A 13,333-nucleotide genomic window follows, 5' to 3' on the forward strand; every position below is an offset into this window, starting at 1 on the left:
GCTTCGCCCTCCCCATATATCTCCCAACTGGGCCCCGGCCTGCGCCGGGGAAGTAAGAGAGAAGCGACAATGGCTGACTATGACTATGACGTCCTCGTAATCGGTGCGGGCCCCGGTGGGTACGTCGCCGCGATCCGCGCCGGGCAGCTCGGCCTGCGCACCGCCTGCGCCGAATCGCGCGAGACGCTCGGCGGCACCTGCCTCAACGTCGGCTGCATCCCGTCCAAGGCGCTGCTCCACGCCTCCGAGCTGTACGAGGAGGCCAAGGGCGGTCACATGACCAAGTTCGGCGTCGAGTTCACCGGCGTCACCTTGAACCTCGACCAGATGCACGCCGAGAAGGCGAAAGCCGTCAAGGAACTGACCGGCGGCGTCGAATTCCTGTTCAAGAAGAACAAGGTCACCTGGCTCAAGGGCAAGGCCGCGTTCCAGGACGCGCACACGGTGGATGTCGCAGGCCAGAAGGTCACCGCGAAGAACATCGTCATCGCCACCGGCTCGAGCGTCATGCCGCTCCCCGGCGTCGAGGTCGACCAGAAGACCGTCGTCGACAGCACCGGCGCGCTCGCGCTCCCCAAGGTCCCCGAGCACATGGTCGTCATCGGCGGCGGCGTGATCGGTCTCGAACTCGGCAGCGTCTGGCGTCGCCTCGGCGCGAAGGTCACCGTCGTCGAATTCGTCGACCAGATCCTCCCCGGCTTCGACGGCGAAGTCCGCCGTGAGAGCGCCAAGCTCTTCAAGAAGCAGGGCATGGAGCTCAAGCTCTCGACCAAGGTCACCGGCGTGACCGTCGACAACGGCGTCGCGACCGTCACCGTCGAGCCCGCCGCCGGTGGCGCGTCCGAGACGATGACCGCCGACGCGGTGCTCGTCTCGATCGGCCGCAAGGCCAATGTCGACGGCCTCAACCTCGAGTCGATCGGCCTCGAACTCAACAAGCGCGGCCAGATCGAGACCGACCACTCGTTCCGCACCAAGGTCGACGGCGTGTGGGCGATCGGCGACTGCGTCCCCGGCCTGATGCTCGCGCACAAGGCGGAGGACGAGGGCGTCGCGGTGGCCGAGAACATCGCCGGCCAGACGGGCATCGTCAACGAGGACGTCATCCCGTCCGTCGTCTACACGATGCCCGAGATCGCCGGCGTCGGCCTCACCGAGGAAGCCGCGAAGGACATGACCGAGATCAAGGTCGGCAAGTTCCCCTTCGCCGCGAACAGCCGCGCCAAGACCAACCGCGACACCGACGGCTTCGTCAAGGTCATCGCGGATGCCAAGACCGACCGCGTGCTGGGCGTCTGGATCGTCTCGAGCCTCGCGGGCACGCTGATCGCCGAAGCCGCCATCGCGATGGAATTCGGCGCGACCAGCGAGGACATCGCTTACACCTGCCACGCGCATCCCACGCATGCCGAGGCGATGAAGGAGGCGGCGATGGCGGTACAGGGCAAGCCCATCCACATCTGAGTACGACCGCGCAAAGGTCGTAGCGCCAGCTACGGCCGAGCACCCGCGGTCGGACCGGCCGGCGGCGCTCCAGCGCCGTCCGACGACAGGGGCTTCGCTCCTGTCCGGCCAAGCCAGGGTCGAGCCGAGTATCGGAGGGCGTCGGTGGTAATCCCACCGACGCCCTCTCTGCGTTTGCTCAGCGCGGGTGCGGGTGAGGGTGCGGGCGCAGGCATGGACTGAGATAGCGGAGCAGGCGCAGGCCGGGCGGAGATAGCGACACGAGAACGCAACCGCGCTTCGCCCCACCCGCAGTCACCCTCCCAAACCCGCGAGGGACCCTCAACCCCACCCATCATCCCGGCGAACGCCGGGACCCATGGACACGGCGAACCCGGCGATACCGTGCTGCCATCACCCGGTCCGCAACCATGGGTCCCGGCGTCCGCCGGGATGACGGGGAAGGGGTGGGGACCGAGGGCATAGGTGGCGGGGAGCGAAGGCCGAGGTGGTGGGGAGTGAAGGCGGAGATAGCGGCGTGCAATCCAACCGCGCTTCGCCCCACCCGCAATCACCCTCCCAAACCCGCAAGGGACCCTCAATCCCCACCCGTCATCCCGGCGAACGCCGGGACCCATGGACACGGCAAACCCGGGGATACCGTGCTGCCATCACCCGGTCCGCAACCGTGGGTCCCGGCGTCCGCCGGGATGACGGGGAAGGGGTGGGGACCGAGGGCCGAGGTGGCGGGGAGTGAAGGCGGAGATAGCGGCGCGCAGTCCAACCACGCTCCGCCTCACCCGCAATCACCCTCCCAAACCCCGCAAGCGACCCGCACCCCCATCCGTCATCCCGGCGAACGCCGGGACCCATGGACCCGGCGCACCCGGCGACACCGTGCTGCGATCACCCGGTCCGCTACCACAGGCCCCGAAGTCCACCGGCATGACGGGGGCAGGTGAGCCACCCCCCCAACCGGAACCAATCCTTAGCAAAGCCGCCCTAAGACGCCGCCTAACGAACCAACAAGCAGGTCGCCGTGGCGCTGGATCTTACTACTCTTTACGTCGTCGCCGGCCTCGGCATGCTGGTCGCCGGTTTCATCCACCTCATCCCGCTCGCCACCGGTCGGTTCGGCGCATGGGCCGGGCTATGGGGCACGGGCCACCTGATCGCCGGTTGCGGGGCGTTGATGGCGGTGCTGAACGACCGCATCGGTCTCGCCTGGCTGCCCAGCATCGGCAACCCCGCGGTGGTGATCGGCTATGCCTTGATCGCGGGCGCGGTGATTCGGTTCAGCCGCCCCGACGCGCGCCTGATGCCGTTGCTCGGGATCGCCCTGGTCTGCGGACTGCCCTTCTGGGGCATTCGCGACCCTGCGCAATTCCACCTCCGCGTCGCCTATCTCAGCGTCATCCGCGCCGCGTTCGACCTCGTCGTCGTCATCGTCGCGATCCGGATGGCGCGCCGCGAGTCTCTCCAGACCGGCTGGATCGTCGCCGCGCTGTTCGCCATCACCGTCCCGATGTTCCTCGCCCGCGGGTGGCTCGCCTATGGCGACCGGATCGGCACGCGGCTGACCGGCGTCCACGACGATATCGGCGCCTGGTTTGCCGCCGGCCAGATCGCCTTCATCATCTTCCGCGCCTTCTCGCTGCTGATCCTCCAGGCGGAGCGCGGCCAGAACGCGCTGCTCGACCAGATGGAGCGCGACTGGCTCACCGGCGCGCTCAACCGCGCCGGCCTAGACCGCGTCGCGCGCACGCTCGCCGACAGCGGGCGCGTGTCGGTGATGATGATCGACGTCGATCGCTTCAAGATGCTCAACGACACGCAGGGCCACGCCGCGGGCGACGCCGCGCTGCGCATGCTCGCCGACATCGTCCGCGACGTCCTCGGCACGCACGGCCATCTCGCGCGCTGGGGCGGCGACGAGTTCGTCTGCCTGCTCCCCGGCATTCCCGTCGAGCAGGCCAGCGCACTCGGCACCCGCATGGCGACCGCGTTCGCGCAGACCATGACGCATCACGTCCCGATCGGCATCGCCCCCAGCATCAGCGTCGGCCTCATCGAGGATGCCGCCACCACGCCGCTCGCCACGCTCATCGCCCGCGCCGACCAGACGATGTACGCCGTCAAGAGCGACCGTCGCGCACCAAGGCTCCTCGCCAAGGTCGCCTGACAAGGCCGCGCGCCACTCCCGAGCCCAACGATCCTCCCCCGCCAGGGGGAGGTGGCAGACGCCAGCCTGACGGAGGGGGCGGCAGGCGCGGCCCGCCGTTGCGCGTCCTCCCCCTCCGACGCCTACGGCGCCACGTCCCCCTGGCGGGGGAGGATCGGGAAGCCGATCAGGCTTTCGGCGAGTCCGGCTTGGCGGGCTTGGCAAAGCCCGCGGCGAAGCGCTCGATACCCGCAGCGACCGAGTCGATCACCTTGGACAATTCGGGCGGCAGCGCGGGGGCGTCGCTTTTCGGCGGGGTGGCGGTGCCGCCGGCGAAGGGCCCGGTCCCGGTCGCCGCAGACTCGCGCGACTCCGACGGCGACTCCGGCGGCGCGGCCGACTCCGGCGTCGCCGCAGGCTTTGGCGGCTCGGGCGGGCGCGGCGCGGTGCCACGCGCGTCCTTCGCGGTAATCGCGTTGGCCGCCATCATCAGCCCGGCCGCGATCACCTGTCGCCCCGCCGGCGTTCCCATCTGCCGTGTCAACGCTGCCGCAATCCCCGCGAACGGAGCAGCGCCACCATGCTTGTGCTTCCCATGCTTGTGCGAGTCATGCGTGTGCTCGCCGCCCGCGGCCTGCGCGGTCCGCTCGGCCTCGCGTTCGCGCCGCTTTCGCTCGTCCTTCTTCTTGCCCATGCCAGCCTCCAAAGCTGTATTGTATATCCAATACACCATGTAAGTATCGCGCTAACCCACGACAATGCCCCCTTTCGCCGGCCGCCGACGTTACCCATCTCAGCACCCGATCGAATGGCGCCGTGCAGGCGTCGCTGCGCGCGAACACGTCTTGCCGCACGCGAACAAATATGGAACAGACCGCCTTATGCTGACCAAGATTTCCGTACGCGGCGCGCGCGAGCACAACCTCAAGGACGTCGACATCGACATCCCCCGCGACACGCTGACGGTGATCACCGGGCTGTCGGGCTCGGGCAAGTCGAGCCTCGCGTTCGACACGATCTACGCCGAGGGCCAGCGCCGCTACGTCGAGAGCCTCAGCGCCTATGCCCGCCAGTTCCTCGAACTGATGCAAAAGCCCGATGTCGACCACATCGAGGGCCTCAGCCCCGCCATCTCGATCGAGCAGAAGACGACGTCGCGCAACCCGCGCTCGACCGTCGCGACCGTCACCGAGATCTACGATTACATGCGCCTGCTCTGGGCGCGCGTCGGCATCCCGTACTCGCCCGCGACCGGCGAGCCGATCGCCGCGCAGACCGTCAGCCAGATGGTCGACCGCGTCATGGCGCTCCCCGAGGGCACGCGCCTCTATCTGCTCGCCCCCGTCGTCCGCGGCCGCAAGGGCGAGTATCGCAAGGAACTCGCCGAGTGGCAGAAGGCGGGCTTCACGCGTGTCCGCATCGACGGCACGATCCACGACATCGACGAGGCGCCCGCGCTCGACAAGAAGTACAAGCACGACATCGAGGTCGTTGTCGACCGTCTCGTCGTCGGCGGCGAGATCGCCACACGCCTCGCGGAATCGTTCGAAACCGCGCTGAAGCTTGCCGAAGGCCTCGCCTATGTCGACCCCGCCGACCCGGTCGAGCCGCACACCCCGAAATCCGAAATCCTCGGCAGCAACGCCCCCGACGGCCGCATCGTCTTCAGCGAGAAGTTCGCCTGCCCGGTCAGCGGCTTCACCATCTCCGAGATCGAGCCGCGCCTCTTCTCGTTCAACGCCCCGCAAGGTGCGTGCCCGGCCTGCGACGGCCTCGGCGAGAAATTGCTGTTCGACGAAGACCTCGTCGTCCCCAACCACATGCTCAGCATCAAGAAGGGCGCGGTCGTCCCCTGGGCGAAATCCAACCCGCCCTCGCCCTATTACATGCAGGTCCTCGGCAGCCTCGCGCGCGAATACAAGTTCGACATCGAGACCCCCTGGTCCGACCTCCCCGAAGAGGTCCAGCGCGTCATCCTGCACGGTTCGAAGGGCAAGCCCGTCACGCTCACCTTCATCGACGGCAAGAAGAAATACGACGTCTCCAAGCCGTTCGAGGGCGTCATCGGCAACCTCAACCGCCGCCTGCTCCAGACCGAGAGCGCGTGGATGCGCGAGGAGCTGAACAAATACCAGTCCGCCGCCCCGTGCGAGGTCTGCGCCGGCGCGCGCCTGAAACCCGAAGCGCTCGCGGTCAAGATCGCGATGAAGGATATCAGCTACGCCACGCACCTCTCGGTCGTCGACGCGCTCCAGTTCTTCACCGACATGCCGCAGCATCTCGGCGACCAGCAGAACGCGATCGCCGAGCGCATCCTGAAGGAAATCGTCGAGCGCCTCGGCTTCCTCAACAATGTCGGGCTCGACTATCTCAACCTCGATCGCACCAGCGGCACACTCAGCGGCGGCGAAAGCCAGCGCATCCGCCTCGCATCGCAGATCGGCAGCGGGCTGTCGGGCGTGCTCTACGTCCTCGACGAGCCCTCGATCGGCCTGCACCAGCGCGACAACGACATGCTCCTCAAGACGCTGCGACGCCTGCGCGATCTCGGCAACACCGTGCTCGTCGTCGAGCATGACGAGGACGCGATCCGCACCGCCGATTACATCATCGACATGGGCCCCGGCGCAGGCGTCCGCGGCGGCCAGGTCGTGGCCCAAGGCACGCTCAAGCAGATCCTGAAGTCGAAGGGCAGCATCACCGCGGACTATCTCAACGGCACGCGCGAAGTCCCGGTCCCCGCCACGCGGCGCAAAGGCAACGGCAAGAAGCTCACCGTCCACAACGCCACCGCGAACAACCTGACGGGCGTCACCGCGAGCATCCCGCTCGGCACCTTCACCTGCGTCACCGGCGTCTCGGGGTCGGGCAAGTCAAGCTTCACGATCGACACGCTCTACGCCGCCGCCGCGCGCGAGCTCAACGGCGCGCGCATCGTCCAGGGCAAGCACGACAAGATCACCGGCCTGCAATATCTCGACAAGGTCATCGACATCGACCAGTCGCCGATCGGCCGCACCCCGCGCAGCAACCCCGCCACCTATACCGGCAGCTTCACGCAGATCCGCGACTGGTTCGCGGGGCTCCCGGAGAGCCAGGCGCGCGGCTACAAGCCCGGCCGGTTCAGCTTCAACGTCAAGGGCGGCCGCTGCGAGGCGTGCCAGGGCGACGGCGTGCTCAAGATCGAGATGCACTTCCTCCCCGACGTCTATGTGCAGTGCGACGTCTGCCACGGCGCGCGCTACAATCGCGAGACGCTGGAGGTGAAGTTCAAGGGCCACAGCATCGCCGACGTGCTCGACATGACCGTCGAGGACGCCGCCGAGTTCTTCAAGGCGGTCCCCCCGATCCGCGACAAGATGGCGATGCTGGTCGAGGTCGGTCTCGGCTACGTCAAGGTCGGCCAGCAGGCGACGACGCTCTCGGGCGGCGAGGCGCAACGCGTCAAGCTCGCCAAGGAACTCTCGCGCCGCGCGACCGGCAACACGCTCTACATCCTCGACGAACCCACGACGGGCCTGCATTTCGAGGACGTCCGCAAACTCCTCGAAGTCCTCCACGCGCTGGTCGAGCAGGGCAACACCGTCGTCGTGATCGAACACAATCTCGACGTCATCAAGACCGCGGACTGGGTGCTCGACCTCGGCCCCGAAGGCGGCGTCAAGGGCGGCGAGATCGTCGCCGAGGGCACGCCGGAGAAGGTCGCCAAGGCCAAGGGGAGCTTTACGGGGAAGTATCTTGCGCCGTTGCTGGAGAAGCGCGTCGAGCTGGGACAGGGAAGTTGACGGTTTTGAGTAATTGTCGCTACCTAGGGAATGCTTTCTTTTGCCACTGAATTTCCCGTCCGAGACTCGACCGCTGATGACTTTGTAGCGTCAGTACGCACTTGGTTGATAGGATCGCCTCATACCGCGCTAAGGAACGAACATTTCGATAGTATCCCCTTTGAGGGGCAATGGAATATCGAGGTAGGGCGTGAGCAGGTCGAGATGCTCATGATTAGATCTGGAGAGCAGGAAACTGCGGCGGTTCGGTATATCGCGAGGGACGGATCTCTTGAGTGGACAACGACGGTAGTATTTTCCCGCAATGGGGATTCGTGGGTTGGTTTAAGAACAGCGCGCGAATCATATTCAGCGCAGCTCAAGTTGCCAGCAGCCCTAAAGCCTCATGTTGTCAAGACTATTTTAAATAACCTGAAAGGCGGTCTTGATGGGGAATCATACGTTTCTGATAAGCCGGTTTTACTTGGTCTAAACGACGTAAATATGACTACGCGGCTGATGAATGGCGACGCTGATAACTATTTACCCATAGTATATATGAGTTGCAGCTTTACTGGAGATCATCCAGTTGATCCTGCACCCTTGGCTCGTGTGTTGGCTGGAATGGCTCACATATTGGTTGAACCTGATCGCGAATTCTCCCGAATGTTGCAGATCAATGTAGGGTCGCGGAATGTTTACGGTGGTCGGGTGGGCGTATACTGGCCCAACGGCGAGCGATCAGTTTACTTTATCAACGACCAAATGCCATCGGACGGCGCTGTCCGAAAGACATTATGTGGGGACATAAGAACTGCGCTCCTCAACAGAAGGTCGCTTAGCAGAATAACTTGGTCCCAGGCCGAGGCGCAAATTGCCCGAAAGGCATTTAATACGCTGAGAGCTGCAGGATCCGATAACATCGAAGAGTATGTTGCGGCCTTTGACTCTGAAATAGCCATTAGAGAAAGTCAGTTAGGTGAGGCGGAGGCGGAAATTCAGCGACTCAAATCTCAACTTCGTACAGTCGATGGTGGAGGGGGCAGTCAAAAAGGCGTCCGATTAGACACAGGTGGCGAGCAAAGTTATTTCGATGGTGAAGTGACAGAGACTTTGCGCGATGCGCTTATCAGGGCCTCCGAGAACGAGCAGGATGGTGGTCGCCGCCAGCATTTAATACAGAGCATTGTATCTCTGATGCCCGTATCTGATAGCATGAAACATCGGAGAGATGTTTTGAAGAACGCGCTTGGACAATATAAGTCCATGACGCGTGACGCACGGAAGGCACTGGAAGATCTAGGTTTCGCGATTACTGACGATGGTAAGCACATAAAGCTCGTATACATGCAGGACGGTAGATACACGTTTATTCTGCCAAAGACAGGTGGAGATGGTCGCGGCGGGATGAACTCAGTTAGTGATATTGCAAAGAGGGTATACTAGGCTGAATCAAGGTGATCTATTTGATATGTATTTCCCTTTTGTCTTTGGAAATGCATCCTTAATTAGTATTGCGACTTTTGGCCCGTACTACTAGCCGATGTTGCGCTTACCCTTTCGGCCGAGACATGATGCCCGGCATGCCGCTACGCGCCACCAGCTTTCAGCCCCCACCGCCGTCTGCTATACGTCCCGTATGGCAAAGCTCTCGCCCATCGAGTCTGAGTTCGCGACCACCGAAGAGGCGGACGCCTATGACGCGTGGTTCCGCGCGAAGATCGAGATGGCGATGACGTCCACCGCCCCCGGCATCCCGCACGATCAGGTGATGGCGATGGTGCAACAGGTGATCGAGAAGCACCGGCCGCGGTGACGCTGCCGCTCGTCTGGACAGACGACGCCACCCGTAACCTGCTGGAGATCGCCGACTATATCGCCCCGCGCAATTTCGCGGCCGCGCAACGGTTGATCGCCGCGATCAGGCACGCGGCGGAAACGCTTCCGGATCACCCCTATCTCTACCGCCCCGGTCGGGTCGCCGGAACCCGCGAGGCAGTGATCCATCCGAATTACATTCTGGTCTACCAGGTCACGACGACGATCGAAATCCTCGCCATCCTCCACGCCCGCCAGCGTTATCCATAAGGCCCGTACCACCGGAACACCCCAGCGCCCCGGTCCGTTGAACCTCACGAACCAACAACACCGGACCAGCCCATGCCCAAATTCGACCACCGCCACCCCCACCAGCCTGACCGCAAGCCCAAGCCCAAGACGTTCGGCCGCAACGCGCTCTCGATCGGCGCCGCGGCGATCGGGCTGGGCGGTGCGTTGCTCGCCGTCTTCCTGCGATCGAAGAAGAACCCCGCCGAGCATGCCGCGCCCGATCTCGCGCTCGACAAGCCCCGCCCCGGCGCGGACGATCGCGCGCCCGACGCGTTCCGCCCCGATCCCACCGCCGTCCCGACCAAGGCCGAGCGCGAGTCGCTCCGCCCCGCCACCGGCCCCGCACCGTCGTTCGCGGCCGATCGCGGGTCGACGCTCGGCTAACATAGCCGGACCCCGCGGCGTCTCCCCCTACGTCTGCCTGTTCTCCCGCGAAGGCGGGAGCCCAGGTTTAGGCAGGACGACGACCGTAGCTCCTGGGCCCCCGCCTCCGCGGGGGAACTAGAAGGGCAGCGGGCAACCGGCCGCCGGACATCGAAGGTCCGTCGCCCCCCGGTAAAAACCGCTGTCCTACACACCCCGACCCGGCATATCTGATCGGTCCTCTTCGCACAGCAGGAGGATCGATCATGGCGAACGCACCCACTCCGGCCGACCCACAGCCGCCCCACGCGCAAACCGAGCCGCCGATCCCCGCGCCGCCATCCCCGCCAACCCTCCCGCCAGCGCCAGCACCCCCACGCGCACCCGAACGACCGATCCCCGAGCACGTCGCCGAAGAGGTCCGCCACGTCCTCGCCTGGATGGCGCATGTCGACGCGGGCCGGATCGGCCACCGCATCCCGGTCTCGCCCGAGATCGCCGCCAACCGCGACTCCTCGACCGCGCTCTTCCGGCGCCTGCGCAAGTGACTGCCCCCCTCGCACCCCTCGGCGCCAGCGACGCGCTCCCGCACGCCGCCCCCGCGCGCCTGCAAACCGCCGCCCATCCCGAACACGCTCCGCCAGACGCCGCGCCCCTCCACGGCTACGCCCCCGCCACACCCGCGCGCTACACGCAGCGCAGCGACGGCTGGACGCCCGATCGCCAGCGCGGCTTTCTCGAACGCATCGCCGAGGGCGCCACCGTCGACGAGGCCAGCGCCAGCGTCGGCCTCTCGTCCGGGGCCGCCTATGCGTTGCGGCGTCGGGCGGCGGGCGCGGCGTTCGCGCTCGGCTGGGACGCCGCCAGGCTCGTCGCGCGGCCGGTCGTCGCCGAGACGCTCTTCCTCCGCGCGATCGCCGGCCAGACCGAGCGCGTCACCCGCCCCGACGGCGAGGTGATCGAGCGCCATCGCTACGACAACCGCCTCGCCATGTCGCTGCTCAACCGGCTCGATCGCCACGCCGACGCGAGCGAGACCGCGACCGCCGCCACGCGCATGGTCGCCGCCGAGTTCGACGCGTTCCTCGACATCATCGCGCGCGACGCAGGCCCCGCCCGCGCCGGCCTGTTCCTCGGCGAGCGGCTCGACGCCGACGCGATCGCGGCCCTCCAGGGTGATGGCGAGCGGGCAGGGGACCGCCCAGGGGACCGCCCGACGGAGCGCGCTACGGCCGCGGAGGCGGCGATGGCGCCGATCGTCGCGCTCGCCCGCGCGGACCGCTGGTTGCGCAGCGCGGCGGGCGTCGCGTCGGGGATCGTCGTCGCCGATCTCGATCCCGCCGCCCGCGCCGGCTGGACCGCCGAGCAATGGGCGCGCGCCGAGGCCGCCGGGCTGCTCCAGCTCGCGCCCGAGCCCGTGGCCCCACCCGCGCCGGATCCCGCCCCGGACCCCGAGGCATCGGCCGGAGACGGCGCAGGCGACGCGCCGCACGATGCTGCGCCAGCGTCTGCACTTCCTATACTTCACTCAGGAGGCGAGGAGGGCCGCAACCCCGATTGCCCGGTCTGGTACGATCATGGCGCAGCCCGCTGGCGCACCTGCTTCCCGCCGCCGCCCGGCTTTTTCGGCGCGGAATCGGGCGTCTTCGGCGACGACGACTATAGCCGCGAATGTTCGGACGAGGAGGGGATCATCCTCGAGGCGCCGCGCGACCGCGCGATCGCCGAACGCCTGGTCGCCGAGGGCGCGGACCGCGACAGCTGGTTCGTCGGCTATGCGGTCGATGCGGGGCTCGTCGACGAAGCGGGGGCGGCGGCGGTCGGCGACACCGATGCGGACCGTATCGCCGGGCTCGCCTGGACGTTCGATCCGCTGCGCCCCGAACCGCCCGTCCAGCCGCCCGTCTAGCCGCACCCCGCGGCCTGTCCGTCGCCGCCGGTCGCGCGGCGTGCACCCAAATCCCATACCGGGCGTTCTCCCGCCGTCACTCTACAGTCCGACGGAGACCCCCATGAGCATTTTCAGCAAGATCAAGTCCGCCATCTTCGGTGAAAAGGGCCCGCTCGGCAGCGGCCATTTCGGCACCCCCAAGCCCGAGGCCGCCCCTGCACCCGCCCCGCAGACGACCGCCGCCCAGCCCGCGCCTACGCCCTCACCGGCCGCACCCGCGCCGACCCCGCAGGCTGCCCCCGCCCAGTCGGTCGACGTCGAAGCCGTCCTCTCGGGCATCGCATCGAAGAAGGGCTCCGATCTCAACTGGCGCACCTCGATCGTCGATCTGATGAAGCTGCTCGATCTCGATTCGAGCCTTGCCAACCGCAAGGAGCTTGCCACCGAGCTCGGCTATACCGGCGAGAAGGACGGCAGCGCGGAGATGAACATCTGGCTGCAAAAGGCCGTGATGCGCGAGCTCGAGAAGAACGGCGGCACCGTGCCGGCGAACCTCAAGGATTGAGCCTGTTTCGGCGCCGGCAACCAAACCCCGGCGCCGATCATTACGCTTTCAGTATCAACCCCCTGAAAGGACACGAAATGCGCGTTGCGATGCTGGGCCTGCTGGCCGCCTCGACCCTGGTTGCCGGTTGCGTTGGCGACGGAGGCAGCCGCTACGGCGTCGACCCGCGCTACCGTGGCTATGACTATAACGCGCCCGACCCGTCCTATGGCGGCTATGACGCCGGCCGCTACTACCGCGACGACCGCCGCTACCGCGAGCGTCGTCTGTCGCGCAACGACCGCGTCTATCGCGGCAATGACGGCCGTTATTACTGCCGCCGCAACGACGGCACGACCGGCCTGATTGTCGGCGGAGTCGCCGGCGGCGTGCTCGGCAACGTCATCGCGCCAGGCGGCTCGGGCCTGCTCGGGACGGTACTCGGTGCGGCTGGTGGTGCGCTGGCCGGGCGTGCAGTGGATCGCTCGAACAACGACACCCGCTGCCGCTAAATCCCTCGACCGGCGCCGAAATATCGGCGCCGGTAGATCGAAGATTTTTCCGCGTCGAACTACGCTTCCGAAAATATCCTATGTGATATTCGATGTAATTCTGGACCGATTTTTCCGGCAAGATTTGCAATTCCGGCGGTCTTGGCCCATATAGCGCTCAGCTACAGTCGCACATCGACGGTTCTTGGCGCTTTGCGGCACCTTTCTCCTTCTTTCCCTGCTCCGCGGCACAGGGTCGCTCGAACGTCGGGTTACCCATACTAAGAAGGAGCCAATTCATGGCTATCACCGGAACCGTCAAGTTTTTCAACGCCGACAAGGGCTATGGCTTCATCGCGCCGGATGGCGGCGGCAATGATGCATTCGTGCACATCACCGCGGTTGAGCGCGCCGGCATGCCGACGCTGAACCAGAACCAGCGCGTCACCTACGAGCTCGAGCCCGACAAGCGTGGCAAGCAGTCGGCCGTGAACCTCCAGCCAGCCGATTGATCTCGTCGGCGGAGCAATTCGCCACCTGATCTCGGTTGCGGTGCGGCGGTCTTCG

The 13,333-nt window shown here is 66.1% G+C and carries 13 protein-coding genes; 12 read left to right on the top strand and 1 reads right to left on the bottom strand.

What is annotated here, in order from left to right; all coding sequences use genetic code 11:
- The first annotated feature begins 69 nt into the window (after positions 1-69).
- Positions 70-1,464 carry a dihydrolipoyl dehydrogenase gene (gene lpdA, locus C8J26_RS10450; RefSeq protein ID WP_107957854.1) on the top strand — a complete coding sequence of 465 codons (1,395 nt, stop codon included), beginning with the start codon at positions 70-72 and terminating at the stop codon, positions 1,462-1,464.
- 1,018 nt (positions 1,465-2,482) lie between these two features.
- Positions 2,483-3,625 (top strand): GGDEF domain-containing protein, encoded by a 1,143-nt coding sequence (locus C8J26_RS10455; protein WP_146168808.1) that lies wholly within the window; start codon positions 2,483-2,485, stop codon positions 3,623-3,625.
- A 166-nt stretch (positions 3,626-3,791) separates the two neighbouring features.
- On the opposite strand, the gene C8J26_RS10460 is transcribed toward C8J26_RS10455, so the two are convergent.
- Complete coding sequence (locus tag C8J26_RS10460) at positions 3,792-4,298, bottom strand: hypothetical protein (RefSeq protein ID WP_107957858.1); 507 nt, start codon at positions 4,296-4,298, stop codon at positions 3,792-3,794.
- Between the two features lie 187 nt (positions 4,299-4,485).
- On the opposite strand from C8J26_RS10460, the gene uvrA reads away from it, so the two are divergent.
- The 10 genes from uvrA to C8J26_RS10500 all read left to right on the top strand — a co-directional run bounded on the left by uvrA (position 4,486) and on the right by C8J26_RS10500 (position 13,278).
- Entirely contained in the window at positions 4,486-7,389 is a 2,904-nt protein-coding gene (uvrA, locus tag C8J26_RS10465) for an excinuclease ABC subunit UvrA (protein WP_107957860.1), read from the top strand.
- Positions 7,390-7,419: 30 nt separating this feature from the next.
- Entirely contained in the window at positions 7,420-8,814 is a 1,395-nt protein-coding gene (locus tag C8J26_RS20085; protein WP_146168809.1) for a hypothetical protein, read from the top strand.
- Between the two features lie 193 nt (positions 8,815-9,007).
- Positions 9,008-9,184 carry a type II toxin-antitoxin system RelB family antitoxin gene (relB, locus tag C8J26_RS10470; protein WP_107957862.1) on the top strand — a complete coding sequence of 59 codons (177 nt, stop codon included), beginning with the start codon at positions 9,008-9,010 and terminating at the stop codon, positions 9,182-9,184.
- Positions 9,181-9,456 carry a type II toxin-antitoxin system RelE/ParE family toxin gene (locus C8J26_RS10475; protein WP_107957864.1) on the top strand — a complete coding sequence of 92 codons (276 nt, stop codon included), beginning with the start codon at positions 9,181-9,183 and terminating at the stop codon, positions 9,454-9,456. The genes relB and C8J26_RS10475 overlap by 4 nt, the downstream gene beginning before the upstream one ends.
- Positions 9,457-9,528: 72 nt before the next feature.
- On the top strand, positions 9,529-9,861 hold the full coding sequence (locus C8J26_RS10480) for a hypothetical protein (protein WP_107957866.1): 333 nt from the start codon (positions 9,529-9,531) through the stop codon (positions 9,859-9,861).
- A 245-nt stretch (positions 9,862-10,106) separates the two neighbouring features.
- Complete coding sequence (locus C8J26_RS20090) at positions 10,107-10,388, top strand: hypothetical protein (RefSeq protein WP_146168810.1); 282 nt, start codon at positions 10,107-10,109, stop codon at positions 10,386-10,388.
- Positions 10,385-11,749 (top strand): hypothetical protein, encoded by a 1,365-nt coding sequence (locus tag C8J26_RS10485; protein ID WP_107957867.1) that lies wholly within the window; start codon positions 10,385-10,387, stop codon positions 11,747-11,749. Before C8J26_RS20090 ends, C8J26_RS10485 begins: the two co-directional genes overlap by 4 nt.
- A gap of 103 nt (positions 11,750-11,852) precedes the next feature.
- Positions 11,853-12,296, top strand: a complete 444-nt coding sequence (locus C8J26_RS10490; RefSeq protein WP_107957869.1) for a DUF3597 domain-containing protein — start codon at positions 11,853-11,855, stop codon at positions 12,294-12,296.
- Positions 12,297-12,373: 77 nt separating this feature from the next.
- Positions 12,374-12,787 carry a glycine zipper 2TM domain-containing protein gene (locus tag C8J26_RS10495; RefSeq protein ID WP_208631372.1) on the top strand — a complete coding sequence of 138 codons (414 nt, stop codon included), beginning with the start codon at positions 12,374-12,376 and terminating at the stop codon, positions 12,785-12,787.
- Between the two features lie 278 nt (positions 12,788-13,065).
- Positions 13,066-13,278, top strand: a complete 213-nt coding sequence (locus C8J26_RS10500) for a cold-shock protein (protein WP_031394996.1) — start codon at positions 13,066-13,068, stop codon at positions 13,276-13,278.
- Positions 13,279-13,333 lie beyond the last annotated feature (55 nt).

Source organism: Sphingomonas aurantiaca (assembly GCF_003050705.1).
Lineage (GTDB): Bacteria > Pseudomonadota > Alphaproteobacteria > Sphingomonadales > Sphingomonadaceae > Sphingomonas > Sphingomonas aurantiaca.